Source organism: Candidatus Binataceae bacterium, assembly GCA_035500095.1.
GTDB lineage: Bacteria > Desulfobacterota > Binatia > Binatales > Binataceae > JAKAVN01.
Map to the genome: position 1 here is coordinate 1 of DATJXN010000065.1, position 15257 is coordinate 15257.

General features: G+C 66.7%; 13 protein-coding genes. 9 read left to right on the forward strand and 4 right to left on the reverse strand.

Annotated elements, in window-relative coordinates:
• The 4 genes from VMI09_07045 to VMI09_07060 form a co-directional block, all read left to right on the forward strand.
• On the forward strand, window positions 1-364 hold a 364-nt coding region (locus VMI09_07045), incomplete at its 5' end, for a hypothetical protein (protein ID HTQ24437.1).
• 91 nt (window positions 365-455) lie between these two features.
• Window positions 456-1637 (forward strand): dihydrodipicolinate synthase family protein, encoded by a 1182-nt coding sequence (locus tag VMI09_07050; GenBank protein HTQ24438.1) that lies wholly within the window; start codon window positions 456-458, stop codon window positions 1635-1637.
• On the forward strand, window positions 1630-3303 hold the full coding sequence (locus VMI09_07055; protein HTQ24439.1) for a PfkB family carbohydrate kinase: 1674 nt from the start codon (window positions 1630-1632) through the stop codon (window positions 3301-3303). Before VMI09_07050 ends, VMI09_07055 begins: the two co-directional genes overlap by 8 nt.
• 58 nt (window positions 3304-3361) lie before the next feature.
• Window positions 3362-4186: a TIGR03619 family F420-dependent LLM class oxidoreductase gene (locus tag VMI09_07060; GenBank protein HTQ24440.1), complete on the forward strand. Its 825-nt coding sequence runs from the start codon at window positions 3362-3364 to the stop codon at window positions 4184-4186.
• Between the two features lie 68 nt (window positions 4187-4254).
• On the opposite strand, the gene VMI09_07065 is transcribed toward VMI09_07060, so the two are convergent.
• On the reverse strand, window positions 4255-5505 hold the full coding sequence (locus VMI09_07065; GenBank protein ID HTQ24441.1) for a CoA transferase: 1251 nt from the start codon (window positions 5503-5505) through the stop codon (window positions 4255-4257).
• A 320-nt stretch (window positions 5506-5825) separates the two neighbouring features.
• Here VMI09_07065 and VMI09_07070 point away from each other — a divergent pair, with 320 nt between their 5' ends.
• From VMI09_07070 to VMI09_07085, 4 genes are all read left to right on the forward strand, one after another.
• Window positions 5826-7109: an FHA domain-containing protein gene (locus tag VMI09_07070; protein HTQ24442.1), complete on the forward strand. Its 1284-nt coding sequence runs from the start codon at window positions 5826-5828 to the stop codon at window positions 7107-7109.
• A 6-nt stretch (window positions 7110-7115) separates the two neighbouring features.
• Window positions 7116-7490, forward strand: a complete 375-nt coding sequence (locus VMI09_07075) for a zinc ribbon domain-containing protein (GenBank protein HTQ24443.1) — start codon at window positions 7116-7118, stop codon at window positions 7488-7490.
• 13 nt (window positions 7491-7503) lie between these two features.
• Window positions 7504-9132 (forward strand): protein kinase, encoded by a 1629-nt coding sequence (locus VMI09_07080; GenBank protein HTQ24444.1) that lies wholly within the window; start codon window positions 7504-7506, stop codon window positions 9130-9132.
• 65 nt (window positions 9133-9197) lie between these two features.
• Entirely contained in the window at window positions 9198-9869 is a 672-nt protein-coding gene (locus VMI09_07085) for a PHP-associated domain-containing protein (GenBank protein HTQ24445.1), read from the forward strand.
• A 43-nt stretch (window positions 9870-9912) separates the two neighbouring features.
• Here VMI09_07085 and VMI09_07090 read toward each other — a convergent pair whose 3' ends face one another.
• From VMI09_07090 to VMI09_07100, 3 genes are all read right to left on the reverse strand, one after another.
• Entirely contained in the window at window positions 9913-10998 is a 1086-nt protein-coding gene (locus VMI09_07090) for a zinc-binding dehydrogenase (GenBank protein HTQ24446.1), read from the reverse strand.
• Between the two features lie 120 nt (window positions 10999-11118).
• Window positions 11119-13143, reverse strand: coding sequence for a chloride channel protein (locus tag VMI09_07095; protein ID HTQ24447.1), 2025 nt, complete (start codon window positions 13141-13143; stop codon window positions 11119-11121).
• A gap of 83 nt (window positions 13144-13226) precedes the next feature.
• Window positions 13227-14096 carry an alpha/beta hydrolase gene (locus VMI09_07100; GenBank protein HTQ24448.1) on the reverse strand — a complete coding sequence of 290 codons (870 nt, stop codon included), beginning with the start codon at window positions 14094-14096 and terminating at the stop codon, window positions 13227-13229.
• 160 nt (window positions 14097-14256) lie between these two features.
• Between VMI09_07100 and VMI09_07105 the strand changes: the two genes are divergently transcribed.
• Window positions 14257-15138, forward strand: a complete 882-nt coding sequence (locus VMI09_07105) for a PhzF family phenazine biosynthesis protein (GenBank protein ID HTQ24449.1) — start codon at window positions 14257-14259, stop codon at window positions 15136-15138.
• Window positions 15139-15257: the final 119 nt, after the last annotated feature.

Below are 15257 nucleotides of genomic sequence, written 5' to 3' on the forward strand. Positions count from 1 at the left end.
TACGGGCTTCTCCAACATGATGCTCACGCAGCTGCTGAGCGAGATGGTCAAAGAAGAGCATCAGGAGCCCATGGTGTCGCTGGAATTACAAGAGGAGACCAAGCCCGTTGTCCTGACCGCCATCCTCGACGACAAGGGTCAGTTGCGCGAGTTGATTTACCAGCAACACTCCGGGCTCGCCGCGATCGACAATTTCGTGGTCGGAGCGTGCAAGGAGTCGCTGTGGGCTAACAATATGCCGGAGGGCGCGCTGTCCAAGGACGGCGATTACCGTTTGCGTATTGAAGCCCAGGTTAGCAAGTATAGTGCGGACCGGGAGGGGAATCAGACTTTCACCACGCGGCTGGGCCTCGGGATTCTTTAGGTGACGGGGACTGCGCGGGCTTTGCGCGCCGGAATTCCGTCGCGGCGAACTGTTTTTGAGAGGAAGACACACACTTTGATGGGATCGGATAATGAGGAACAGGCGGCCGCTTAGACTTGTCGGACGACGAACGGCGCGGCGCGCGGACGCTGCCGAGGCGCATCACTACGTGCCCAACGCGGGACTTTCGGTGCCGGTCGTTACCATCCTCGATCGCTCGGGCGAAGTGCTCGAAGACGAGCAGCGCGCGGTTGTGCGCTGGGCGGTACAGAAAGGCCACGGCGGCAACATCATCTTCGCCGCCGGGACCACGGGCGAGTGGGACAAGCTCGACAATCCGCGCCGCCAGCAGATCGCGCGCGTGGTGGTTGACGAGTGCCGGCAGATCAACGCCGACGGCATCGCGGTCGAGGCCTGGGTCGGCATCACCGGCCATACGCGCGCCGAGACTCTCGAGAACCTCGAGTACGCGCTCGACCTCAAGGCGGAGGCGGTGGTGGTCGCGCCGCTTTCGATTCGCGACTCGAACGATCCGGTGGGTTTCGTCAACCGCGAGATCAACGCGCTCTTCGAGCGTTCCGGCCGCAGCATCCCGGTCTTCCTTTACGACAACGCCGAGATTTCCGCGCCCGGCCACGCGCCGCACATGCACACGCGCGACGTCAAGCAGATGAGCCGGATGGAGTACGTGCGCGGTGTCAAGGTCACTGCGGGCAAGGCCGTGCTCGGCAACTACACGCGCGCGGCGTCTCACTTCAATCGCACCGGCGACTTTGCGATCTACGCCGGCGACCCCTACCTCATCTTCGACCTCTTCGCGCCGCCCTCGGGCACGCGCGGATGGACCCGGCATTACTGGAACCGCTACTGGACGCGCGATTCGCTGCCCTACGGAATCGTCGCCGGGCCGTCCAACGCGATGCCGCGCGAGTGGCAACGGGCGCTCCGCGTGTGCCGCAATGGCGACGCCCCCCTGATGCATCGCTATGCCCAGGCGCTCGAGGAGTTCCGCGCCGCGTGCGAATTCAATCGCGGCGGCCGCAGCTTCCGCCCCACGCTCGCCTGCCTCAAGGCGGCGCTGGCTGATATGGGAGTATGCCGCAGCGAAGCGCTGGCGCCCGGAACACCCGCGCTCAGCGACGCCGAACGCCGCGAGTTCGCGCGCCGCTTCAGGGCCGTGCGCCGGCGCGCGGCCGCTTTGTTGGAGCCCGGATGGCTCAGCGAAACCGAAGCGGAACGCCCGCAGGCGAGGCGCGCACTGAAGGATGGCTGAGCCCAAACTCGACGTCGCCGGCTGCGGCAGCATGGTGGTGGACCTCTTCTACCGCACGCCGAAGTTCGTTCGCGCCGACGAAAAAATCGCGCTCGACGCTCATCACGAAGACGGCGGCCGGATGGAACGGGCGGCGGTCGGCGGCCTCGTGCTGAACCATCTCGGATGGGCACGCGTGCTGGGGCTCGAGGTCGGCGTGCTGGGCAAAATCGGGCCCGACCGAAACGGCGAGTTTTTGCGCCGCGGGATGGAGCAGCTCGGCATCCGCCACCACCTCACCACAGACGGCTCCGCCAGTTCCTTCGCCAAAATCTTCGTCGACGCGCACGGCGGCCGCGCGATCTACATGGCGCGCGGCGCCACCGCCGAGCTTGCGCCAGACGAGATTCGCCGCCGCCACGCCAGCTTCATCCGTCATGCCCGGATGGTCTCGACTGAAGTTTCACAGCTTCCGCTGCGTACCGTTATCGCCCTGCTGCTGTTCGCGCGCGCCAACTCGATCCCGACCGTGCTCGACGTCGATCTGCCGCCCGCAGACGCCTGTCCCATGCTCGGAACCCGCGTCGAACTGGAACGCGCGCTCCGCCTGGCAACGATTCTCAAGCCGACCCGCTCCGCCGCGCGCGCGCTGGCGGGAGGCGGGCGCGACACGCTCAAGCTCGCGCAGGCGATTCGCGCGCGCTACCAGAGCCAGGCGGTGGTGGTCACCGACGGAGAGCGCGGATGCGCGATCGCGGCGCAAGGAACCGCGCTCAAGCTGGCCGCGTTCGCGGTCAAGGCGATCGACACGACCGGCGCGGGCGACGCGTTCATGGGCGCGATGATCGCGGGGCTTCGATGGGGCCTGCCATGGCGCGCGATCGGGACGCTGGCCAACGCCGCGGGCGCGGTCTGCGTCGGGCGGCTGGGAGCGTTTCCGGCCGGCTTCGAGCTGCGCGAGGAAATCCTTGCGCTGTTTCGCGAGGCGATGCCCGAGCAGGCGTTGCCCGCGCTCGAACCGATGCCCCGCACGAGCGGAGCACTCGACCCTTCGATCGAGGTCGGCCACTTCCTGGAATTGTGCATCGGCGAACTCGACACGCTGCGCCGCGAGATCGATCTCCACCAGATTCGCGCCGCGGTGGAGATGATTCGCTCCGCCGAAACCCGCGGCGGCCGCGTCCATCTGACCGGCGTCGGCAAGCCGGAGCACGTCGCGCGCTACGCGGCGAGCCTGCTCTGCTCGGTGGGCACGCAGGCAACCTTCCTGCACGCGACCGAAACCTTGCACGGCAGCCTCGGCCAGGTCGATCCTCGCGACGTGGTGATCGCAATCTCCAACAGCGGCAACACGCGCGAGCTGTGCGAAGCCGCGGCCGCGATCAAGGAGCATGGCGCACAATTGATCGCAGTGACCGGGAATTCAGGCTCCGAGCTTTCCCATCTGGCCGACCTCGTGATCAACGCGCCGGTCGAGCAGGAGGGCGGCGTGCTCGGCCTCGCGCCGCGCATCAGCGTCCTCGCCGAAGTATGCGTGCTGGCGGCGCTGTCGGTCGCGCTCGAAGCGGCGCGGGGGCTCACGCTGGAGCAGTACAGCCGGTGGCATCGCGCAGGGACGCTTGGCGCGGCGGCGCGCCGGATGGTCTCCAGCCGCCCCGCGCGGCGCAAGCTCAAGGCCGTGAAATAAGAAGACCGCAACGATTAAACCGCCGCGGCGTGCGGCCGGGGAGGCCGGGGATCCGACGATGAAGTACGGAGTGGCGATCCGCAACATGGGGCCGCAATCGACCCGCGGCACGATCCTCGCCTGCGCCCGCGCCGCTGAGCAACTCGGCTTCGACGCACTCTTCGTCTCCGATCACCTGGTGCTCCCCCCCGACGACATCGAGGGCTCGGGCGGACGCTACCTGGACGTGCTCGCGACGCTCGCGTTCCTGGCCGGCGCGACCGAGCGAATCCGCCTCGGCGTGTCGGTTCTGGTCCTGCCGTACCGTCCGGCGGTGCTGACCGCCAAGCAGGTCGCGTCGATCCAGGAGCTGTCGGGCGGGCGCATGATCCTCGCCACCGGGGTCGGCTGGATGCGGCGCGAATTCGAGGCGCTCGGCGTCGATCCGAAAAGCCGCGGCAGCCTGACGACCGAGACGCTCCGCGTCCTGCAGCGGCTGTTCGCGAGCGACGTCTCGTCGTACGACGGCGAACTCGTGCGCTACGCCCCGATCGTGTTCCTGCCGCGTCCGCCGCTGCCGCCGATCTGGATTGGCGGCAACAGCGACAAGGCGATCGCGCGCGTGCTGGAATTCGGCGACGGATGGCATCCGATGCTGCCGGCCGAGAAGCTCGCCCCGGCCGCGTCCGCGCTGCGCGAGCAAGCTCGTGTGCGCGGTCGCGCCGAGCCCGAGATCGTCGTGCGGCGCGGACTAAAGCTCGACGATATTGCGGCCGCGCGCGCCCGGCTCGCGGCCGAACGCGCCGCCGGCGCGACTTATTTCATCCTCGACCTCGGCCGCTACGCGGACGAACGCGAGTTCATCCGCGGCGCCGAAGCGTTCATGACGCGCGTCGCGGACTAGCCGCACGCGCATCGCGGTCTGAGCGCGCGCTGTCCAGCGCGACCGTCGTCGTAACGGCAGCCGCACGCCTAAATCAGTTTCTCCCGCCGCAGCTCCTCGATCTCCGCGGGTTTCAGCCCCAAAAGTCCTTCGTAAACCCGCTCGTTGTCGTGCCCGACTCCGACCGAGCCGCGAAGGATCTTGCCCGGAGTCTCCGAAAACTTCGGCACGATCCCAACGCCCTTCACCTTGCCCGCCTGCTCGTCAACCCATTCGACGTGCATGTCGCGCGCCTTGTATTGCTCGTTTTCCGCCATATCCTTGCTCGACATGATGCGGTTGCAGGCGACGTTGTGTTCGTTCATGTGGCGCACGACTTCCAGGGCGGGCCGCTCGTTGATCCATCCGCGCAACAGCGCGTCGAACTCGATCCCTTCCATCGACTCGATGTCCAGGCGCGCCTTCTGCCACTTGGGGTCCGCCGGGTCGAGGCCGATCGCCCGCACCACGCGATCGTAAACCTCGCCAATCGCGCCCAGCACCACCCATCCGTCGCTCGCCTCGAAGCTATCGAGCGGCTGGAAACCTTGAGCCTTGTTGCCGGAGCGCTCGCGCACCAGCCCCTGCTGGAAGTATTCGACCATCGTGCCGCCGAGCGTGCGATGGATCGCTTCGTACTGCGCCACGTCGATCGCCTGTCCCTTGCCGAAGCTCCGCGCGTAGGTCAGCCCTGCCAGCGAGGACCACAGCGTGAACAGCGCCGTCAGGTAGTCGCCCGTCCACGGTGCGGCGCGCGAGGGCGGCGTGTCCGGAAAGCCGGTCTGGTACATAATCCCGCCGAAGGCCTGGCCCACGATGTCGTACGAAGTACGGCCGATGTAGTCAGGATGTCCGTACTGGCCATACGAGCTGACGTGCGCGATCACCAGCTTCGGATTGAGCTTCCATACTGAGGCGTCGTCGAGACCCCACTTCGGATAGGTTCCGGCCTTCGAGCTTTCCATCCAGATATCGGCGCGTTCCAGGAGCCGCAGGAAGAGGTCGCGGCCGCGCGGCCGGGTCAGGTCGAGCGAGATGCAGAAGACGTTGCGCCGCTCCTGGACCCAGTTGGTCGCGGTCTCGCCCTTGCCGTCGCGCGTCTTGAGCCGGATGCCGACCGTGCGCCATCCGACGTCGCCTACGCCGGGACGCTCAACCTGGATCACCTCGGCGCCCATCTCGGCGGCAAGGGCAGCGGCAAACGGCTGGGCGATCAGAGTGCCGCTCGAAACGATCTTGACCCCCTGCAGCGGTCCAAATACCTCGGGTACAAGGGTTTTCTCCGCCATCTTCTGCGACATCTAATGACCTCCTGCCAATTCGGCCCAGTCCGTGAGGCTCGAATCATGCACTGTTTTCCGCGAAGCGGGCAACCCGCACGCCGGCAGCGGCGGCCGTACTTACAAGACTTCGCAAGACTTCGCCGGACGTTTGCCGCGTCCTCAAGCCGGGTTATTATGGTTACTGCAATAGGGGACGCGGGGCGAGTCTGAATTATAGCTATCTGAAGTGCCGCCATCGACGGGATTTTTGCCAGCTCTATGCCGGATCGCTTGCCGAACTCGGTGACAAATTTTCTCCAGGTTCCCGCCGGGGTTCGCGGCGACGCGGGTTCGCGGCGATGAATGACACGATCGATCGCCGCGAGCTTGCTTTCATGGCGATCGCCGGACTCGCCGGCGGCGCGCTCGGATGGATTCCGGTCGAACTGGTCAACCACAACCGCACCCTGAACGAGCCGCAAACGCCCTGGATGCTGGTGAGCGGGACGCTCTCGATGGCGCTGCTGCTCGCCCTGCTGGGCGGATTGATCATGGCGGCGCAGGGCAAAAGTCTCGAGCTCACATCGGCCGCCAAGCGCCGCTTCCTGCGCGGCTTCCTCGTCTGTTTCGTGCTCGGAATACCCTCGGTCTATTATTCCAACGTCGTCTTCTCCTACATCCTCTCGGCGGTCGGCTTCGGCACGCAACCCGTCTCGATCGCCTACCTCCTGGCGGCGCGCGCCGCGAGCTGGACGCTGATGGGCCTGATGGCCGGCGCGGGCGTTGGCCTTGCGAGCTTCTCGCTGCGCAACGTTATCAAGGGCGGCATCGGCGGATGGGTCGGCGGCTTTGTCGGCGGGATCGCGTTCGATCCGCTGAACGCGCTCACCGGCGGCGGACTGGCCTCGCGGCTGATCGGGTTCAGCGTGCTTGGCCTCATGATCGGGCTGCTCATCGGACTGGTCCAGGAACTGACGAAGAGCGCGTGGCTCAAGGTCGAAGCCGGGCGGCTCCGCGGGCGAAGTTTCAATATCGATCGCGCGGTGGCGACGCTCGGCCGCGCGGAGGAAAACGTGGTCGGACTATTCGGCGATCCTGGCGTCCAGCCGCGCCATGCCGTAATCGAGCGGCGCGGCAACAGCTACGTGCTGAGGAGCCTGGCCGTGCAGCAGGGCGTGTTGCTCAACGGCAACCGGGTCGAAACCGCCGAGCTTAGCGACGGCGATCGAATCAAGATCTCGGAGTATGACCTGAGCTTTCATTTAAGACGCGCGGGCGCGGGCGTGCGCCCCGCCCCGGCCGCCATGCGGCAGCCGGCCGCGCCTCCGTCCCCCGCAGCCCCGGCGCGGGCCAGCCAAATCACGTCGCCGTGCCTCGTCGATTCGAACGGCGGCAGGCACGAGTTACGGCCCGGAGGACAGACGACGCTCGGCCGCGCGGTTGACAACGATATCGTCGTCTCCGACGCGTCGGTGTCGCGCCATCACGCGACGGTCGTGCCGCAGGACGGCGGTTTTGCCCTGCGTGACCTCTCCAGCCAGAACGGCACGTTCGTCCGCGGCCAAAGAATCAAGGACATCCGGCCGTTGGCTGACGGCGACGACCTGCGCCTGGGCGACGCGCCGTTTGTGTTTCACAGTTGATCCGGCATGGCTGACACGGGAACGACACGGGCGCGCTTCTGTTCGCAATGCGGGCAGCCGGTGGTGGTCGCAGACGCCACGTTCTGCAAACAATGCGGCGCGCGGCTCGGCGCGGGATGGCTTACCGATCTGAGTTCGCCGGCGCTGCTCGCGTTCGTGCTCAGCGTGGTGCCGGGACTGGGCCATTTCTACGCCGGACGGACCGGACGCGCCGTCGGATGGTTCTTCGGGGCGCTCCTGGCTTATGGCACTTCGACATCGCTGGGCATGCTGATCCAATTGATATGCGCGGTGTCGGCCGCGCGCGCGGCCACGCTCGACGCGGAGCGGCGTGGGCTGCGCACCTCGCGATCGTTGACGGCGGGGTCGCGGGCCCAATAGTCACGCTTTCGCGATGATAGCGCCAAACACCATAGTCGGCGGCCGTTACCGCGTCGTGAAGCCGCTCGGCGGCGGCGGGATGAAGCTGGTTTACCTGGCCGAGGACCTGCGTCTTGCGGCGCGCCGATGCGCGCTCGCCGAGGTCGTGGACAACTTCACCAGCCCCGATGCGCAGCGCCAGGCGATCGACGCCTTTCAGCGCGAGGCCGACATGCTGGCGCGGCTCAACAACGAACATATCCCTCGCGTCTTCGACCGCTTCAGCGAACAGAACCGCCATTACCTGGTGATGGAGTTTATCGACGGCGCAACGCTCGAGGAGGAGATGCAGAAAAGCGGCGGCCGGCTGGCCGAGCCGCGCGTCATCGACATCGCACTGCAAATTCTCGCCACGCTGGAATATCTGCACGGACTCGAGCCGCCGGTAATCTATCGCGACCTCAAACCGTCGAACGTGATGATGATGGCCAACGGACAGGCCAAGCTCATCGACTTCGGCATCGCGCGCCATTTCCAGCCGCTGCAGAACGCCACCATGATCGGCACCCAGGGCTATGCGCCCCCCGAGCAATATCGCGGCAAGGTCGAACAGCGCTCTGACCTCTACGCGCTCGGCGCGACGATGCATCATGCACTGAGCGGGCGCGATCCGGCCAACGAACCGCCCTTCAGCTTTCCGCCGATGGCCACGCTGTGTCCCGGGCTTAAGCCCGCGTTGGCGGCGCTGGTTGACGAGGCGCTCGCCTACGACGTCGTGCGCCGCGTGCCGAGCGCGACGGAGTTCAAGCGCCGACTGGAGAATATTCGCGATGGAGTCGCGGCCGAGAACGCCGCCGCCGCGACCGCGCACGCAAATGGCGAAGCGCACACGCCAGCCGCCCCATCGCCGCATCCAGCCGCCGCCGCGCAGGCCGCGCCCGGCGCACGTTCGCAACTTCGGCTGCCGCTCGGCGGCCCTGCTCAACCGCGAGCCGTCTCGCATTCCGCGCCGACGCTGCTCCGCGCCGATTCGGAGATCGAATGCGCCAGATGCGGCCGTGCAATTCCTTCGGACTCGCGCTTCTGTTCTTTTTGCGGGGCGGAGATCGCTTCCGCGCCTCCCTCCGGCGGCGTCGAGCCCGATCACGAGGCCGCTACCGTGCTCCTCTCGGTCCCGCCGCAGGAAACCGAGCAGCCTCGCCCGTTTTCCCGGGCCTACCGGCCAGTGCGCGGCATGCGCCGCCCAATCCTTATCCTGGTGCTGATGTTCGTGGGCGCTTTCGCGGCCGTCAAAACCGTCTCATATCTGCTCGGCGCCGGTTCCGCAGGTTATCCGGGCGCGAGCGCGCCCGACTCGACGCGCGCCGACGCCCCGCCGCCGACCGTGCCGGCGCCTGATGCCTCCGCGCCGGATGCGCCTGCACCGGGGGCCGAGCCCGATTCGCCCGCGTCCCCGCTTCGCGCCGCGCGGCTCGACGCTTTTCGCGCCGCGCTCGACGCCGGCGGGCTGACCGGCGTGCACTTCCGGATGGTCGGTGACACGATGGAGCTGACCGGCACGGTTCCGACCGCGACCGACGAAGCGATGGTGCAGATGCTCGCGCTCAACGTCGCCGGCGTGGTCTCGTTGAGAGATCATCTGCGCGTGCAGAGCACGCCGTAGGATCGTCCGCCAAGGCGCCTTGCCCCTTTTCCAGGCCACCCCGGCAATGTGAGAATCGCTACGTTATGCTTATCGACCTGCACGTCCATACCCTGCTCTCTTCGGATTCCAGCATCGCGCCCGAAGCGTACGTCGAGGCCGCCGCGTGCGGACAGCGCCGCCTCGACGCAATCTGCTTCACCGAGCATCGCCTTTTCCCCGCTGACGCGGACCTCGATCGGCGTTACGCGGAGTTGGCGGAGCGGTTCAGCGTGATGGTCTTCAAGGGGATCGAGGCCGACACCAACCTGGGCCATCTGCTGCTGTTCGGGGTGACGCGCGAGGTGCTGCGGCGCTTCGACCTGAGCTCGCGGATGCTCAAGAGCGACTCGCTTATCGAGGTTGTCCACGGCGAGGGCGGGGTCGCTATCCCGGCGCATCCGTTTCGAGATTCGGGCTTCGGTCCGCAACTCGACGAGCTCTGCGCCCGCCACGGCGCCGCGCTCGGCGTGATCGAGGCGCTCAACGGGCAGAATTCGCCGCGCGAGAACGAAGCGGCGATGGTCGCGATGGAAAAGCTCGGGCTCGTCGGCGTGGGCGGGAGCGACGCGCACTTCGTCACGCCTAAATGGTTTCTTACCTGTGCCACCGAACTCGAGCGCGAGGTAAGCGACATCGAGGGGCTCTGCGCCGAGTTGCGCGCCGGTCGCGCCCGCCCCTTCCGCTTCGAAGCGGCGGCGCCGCCCGCGGACGAGTAGCTGCCCGCGTTCGCAGCGGCATGCGCGCAGGAGCCTCGTTCGCTCAGCTATGCCACGGCTCGACCAGGATCTTCGCGTGGCGCTCCGGCGAGGCCAGATCCTCGAACGCCTGCGCGACGCCCTCGACCCCGACCTTGCCGGTGACCAGCGGATCGCCGTTGATTTTACCCTCCGCCAGGTTGTGCAGCGTGGCGGCGAATTCCTCGCCGGTGTAACCAAGCACGAACTGCAGGTTCAGTTCCTTGTTGGTCCCGAAGAGCGGCTCGATATGGTCGCGCTCCATGCACACGCCGACGATGACCATCCGCGCATGCGCCGGCGCTGCGGCCATTATCGCCTCGATAACTCCCGGCACACCGACGCATTCGAAGATGACCGCGGGGCGCCGCGCCGGCCCCGGCATCCATGGCGGCAATTGCGGAGCGCACGCGGGATCCTTGTAGACGGCAAGCTCGCGCCAGCACTCGTAGGGCGACTTGTCCCTGGGATCGACCACCAGGTCGGCGCCCATCTCCTGCGCGAGCGCGCGCCGGCGCGGCGAAAAGTCCGCGGCGACGATCGGATGCACACCCTTAAGCTTGAGCGCGGCGATCACCGCGAGGCCCACCGGACCGCATCCGATGACCAGCGGCGCGTCGTCCTGCTCCATCCGCGCCTTGACCACCGCGTGATAGCCGACCGCGAGCGGCTCGGTCAGTGCGGCGCGTTCGGTCGGCAATCCGTTGGGCACTTCGAGCAGCAGCTTCTCGGTCAGCCGCATATATTCGCCGTAGCCGCCGGGATGGTCGTTGGAGTAGCCGACGGTTTCGACACCACCTGGCCGGATTAGCACCGGCATCGCGCAGACTCGCGAGCCGGGTTTGAAGCGGCTTTGCGTCTGCGGCCCGTAGTCGACGACCTCGGCGCAGAACTCATGGCCCATCACGATGTCGCGTTTGAGGTCCATGATAAACGGGCCGCCGGAGCGCCGCGCGCCTTCGACCAGTTTCTCGGCGTGCTTGAGCGCGTGCAGGTCGGAGCCGCAAATTCCGCAGGCAAGCGTCTTAACCAGCGCCTCGCCGGGACCCGGCACGGGCGTCGGAATATCGTCGACCACGAGTTTCCTGTTACGCATCACGGCAGCGCGCATGACGTTGTCCTCCGAAATTTCTGCGAGACTTCCGCAAGATTTCTCAATCTTGCCTAAGCGGTCCCCCGCGATTCTTCTATCACTCCGGAGAGTCTCGCGGGTAACGCAGCGGCGGCGCGGCTAAAATCCTTCAAGCTCTTGCATAAACCGGCGCAAGTCGGCGGGGCGTCCTGCGGCCATGATGATATCCCCGGAGTCGAGCTTGCGGTCCGGCGAAATCGGAACGAATCCGTCGTCGCCCTCGCCGGACTTCTGTACCGCCAGCACGCTCACGCCGAAACGCGCGCGCGGCGCGAGTTCGACCATGGTCTTGCCCCCGGCGGATGGCGGCACGGTGATGCGCATCAGGCGGTAGCCGGTTGCCCAGAAGATACTGGTGCCGGTATTGGCGAGAGTCGTGAGCGAAACCGCCATCCGGTTGAGCACCTGGTTTATCTCCTTGCGGGCGATGATACCGGCCAGACGATGGCCGCGTTTGCCGCGGACGGTCTCCACCACCGGCAGTTCCTCCAGGTCTTCGGATTCCATCAGTTGCGCGGCCTCGTCGAGATTGGAGTCGGTCGTCACCACCGGACAGTTGCGCCGGCAGATATCGTAGGCGTTGACCAGCCCGATCACGTCGGCCTGGCTGCCCAGCGTCGCGACCAGGTCGTGCGTCACGATAAGGCCGACCAGTCCGCCCGCGTCGTCGACCACCGGCAGCGTTGTCTGCGCGGTGTCGCCCGCCGCCTGCAGAACTTCGGTGAGCGGCGCGTTGGAGCGCACGACCGCGGGCTCGTGCGACATCACGCTCTCGACTGGCACCTGCGTCAGCACCATACGTTCGCGTCCGATATCGAGCATCTTGCCCGCGCGCGCGAGCGGGTACGTGTCGATCGATTCCCGCTCGAGCGAACGCGCGACCACCAGCGCGCTGACCACCGCGATCATTGCGGGCAGCGCGATCTGGTAGTTCTCGGTCATGTCGAGGAGCAGGAACAGCGCGGTCAGCGGCGCATGCGTGACGCCGCAAAGAAACGTGCCCAGCCCGACCAGCGCGTAGGACCCGCGCGGCCCGGTGAGCTTGGGCAGTATCGAGGCGAGCGCGCGCTGAAACGTCGCCCCGGTCATCGTGCCGATAAAAAACGTCGGCCCGAAGACGCCGCCCGGCGCGCCGCATCCGAGCGACACACTGGAGGTGAAGAACTTGGCCGCGGCGAGCGCGAACGTCATTCGGATTCCGAAGTGCCCTTCCATCGCGCGGTTGATCGTCGGATAGCCGTCGGACAGATTCTGCGGCAGCGGTATCGCGATAAGGCCGACCACCACCAGGCCGAGCGCAAGGCGCGCCCACTGCGGTATCTTGAGTCTGCGGAAGGCCGCGCCGGTGGCATGGAAAAAATGGATGTAGGCCGCGCTTAGCGCGCCCAACAGCACGCCCATCACTGCGTACGATACCAGCTCCCAGTAGCTGCGCATGACGAACGCCGGCGGCTGAAAGACCGCACTGTCGCCGGTGAGCGCCCGCGAAAACACCACCGCGCTCACGGTCGCGACCAGAAGCAGCGTCAGGTTGTTCAGTTCGGTCTCGCCGAGCAGCACGATCTCCTGCGCGAACAGCACGCCGCCGACCGGAGCATTGAAGGTAGTGGCAATCGCGGCGCCCGCGCCGGCGGCGACCAGGACCTTGGCGCGGTCGGCGGGCATCCGGCGCACCTGCGCAACCGCCGAACCGATCGCGCCGCCGATCTGCGCGATTGGCCCCTCGCGTCCGACCGACGCGCCGCATCCGAGCGACAGCGCTGCGCCCATCGCCTTGAGCACGATCCAGCGCCGTTTGATCCGTGCGCTGCCGAGATTCACCATTTCGAGAAAATTCGGAAAGCCGTAACCCAGCACGTCGCCCGGAAACATCCAATTGAGCGCGATCATCCCCGCCCCGCCGCTCAGCAACACTACCGGCACGAGGCCCAGATGGAGGCCGCCGCGTTCGATCCCGAGCGCAAACCACTCAAGGCCGAGAAAGATCCAGGTGAAGAATTCGATCAGCGCGCGAAAGCCCAGGTTCCCGAGCGCGGCCAGCACGCCGACCAGCGCCGCCAACAGAATCTGCAGCGTGTAGTTGAGCTCGTCGGCGCGTAGCGATAACGATCGCGGTATCCGCATCAGGCCAGCGTCCCCCTCCTCAACCTCGGTGCGCGCCGCTTAAGCCGCGCGCCAGCGGCGCTCTTTTGCCGACACTCCACGCCCTAGACGTCCAGGAATCGGCGCACGACGGCGAGAAACTCCGCGAGGCGGTCATGATGCACCCAGTGGCCGGCATTGCTGATGGTCACCAGCTCGGCGCTGCGGAACGCCTTCAGGCGTCCATCGCGCTCCCAGTCGCCTGCCCACGACTCATCTCCGCGCACCAGCAGCGTGGGACAGCGGATGCGGCCCCAAATCTCGGTTGCGTCCTTGAGATTGAAAAGATAGGGCGAGTGCGCGCGCGTGTAGTTGTCGAACTTCCACGAATAGGTGCCGTTCTCGTTGCGCCGCACGCCATGGATCGTCAGATGGCGCGCCTGCTCGAGGCTGAGATGCGGATTGGCAACGCGCATCCGCTCCAGCGCCTGTTCGACAGTCGCGTACTCGCGCGGCTTGCGCTGGGCGAGCGCGCGCATATCGCCGACCCAGTTATCCATCCGCTCGTAGGCGGGCGTCTCTCGGATCATCGCCGCGGGCGGTCCCAGCCCCTCGATCGCAACCAGCGCCTTGACCGAGTCGGGATACACGCCGGCCGTCTGCAGCGCGACTCCGGCGCCGAGCGAATGGCCGATCAGCGTGACCGGGCCGCCGGCGACCGCGTTCATGAGCTGATACAGATCGAGCACGTGATCGACCATCGCGTAGCTGCCGCCGATCGCCCAATCGGAGTCGCCGTGCCCACGCAGGTCGGGAGCGATCAGATGGAAATGGTTGCGCAACTCGAGGGCGACCCAGTCCCAGTTGCGGGAATGGTCGCGGCCGCCGTGCACCAGGATCACCATCGGCTTGTCCGCGTTGCCCCAATCGACGTAGTGAAGCTTGAGCCGCTGCGAATAGAAGTAGTGCGATGTGGGACCGATAATGTCAGCCATGACTCCTCCTGCTGACCGCTGACGCGGCCCTTGGGGGCCCGCGCCCGTCGAATCCGTACGATACCGGCGCGGCCCGCCCTATAATCCAATCGAAAGCGGGCAAAGCCGCAAGAGCCTCGAACACGGTGATCCACCGCTTTTTCATGTATTTTGGAAGCGCATGCGCCGCTTTCCGATCGTGACCGTCGACGTCTTCGCCTCGCGCGCGCTCGAGGGCAATCAACTCGCGGTCTTCACCGACGCGCGCAGCCTGAGCGATGCGGAGATGCAGGCGGTCGCGCGCGAGATGCGCCTTGCCGAGACGACATTTATCGTTCCACGCGATGCGGCGGTCGAGCACGAGCGAGGAGTCGCCGTGCGCATCTTCACTATCACGGAAGAGCTGCCGTTCGCGGGCCATCCGACGCTCGGCACCGCGTTCGTAATCGCGAACTCGCGCGGCATCGACGAAGTCACCCTGGATCTCAAGGTGGGGCCGATCACGGTGCGCTTCCTGGAGCGCGACGGCGGACGCTTCGGCGAGATGACGCAGCACGATCCGGTCTTCGGGATGCGCCATCGCCCCGCCGACGTCGCGGCCGCGGCCGGTCTAGCACCAGAGGCAATCGACACTTCGCTGCCAATCGAAACTGTCTCAACCGGCTTTCCGTTCGCGATCGTACCGCTGCGATCGCTGGGGGCGCTCACCGGCTTGAACCTCGACGTGCGCCGCGCGGAGGCATATCTGGACGGCGGCGACGCGCGGCTCTTTTATTTCGTCACCCGCGCGACCGGCTCGCCGGATACGCGGCTGCGCGCCCGGATGATCTTCTATGCCGGCGAGGATCCGGCGACCGGCTCGGCGGCTGGATGCGCGGCGGCGTGGATGGTGCGTCATGGAGTCGCGAAGCCTGGCGAGCAGGTGACAATCGAGCAGGGAATCGAAGCGCGCCGGCCAAGCCGGATTCTCGTGCGCGCCACGCTTGCCGGATCGCGTGTCCACGAGGTGCGCGTCGGCGGCCATTGCGTCGAAGTGCTGCGCGGCGAAGTGACACTCCCGTGAGCGAGCGCCGAGCGGCGCGCCGTAATCTTAAGTTCATCTGCCGCACCTGTCCTCTGTCGTCCTGAGCGAGCGTTGCGCGAGTCGAAGGACCCCGAATACCGATCGTTCATGCGATCCGG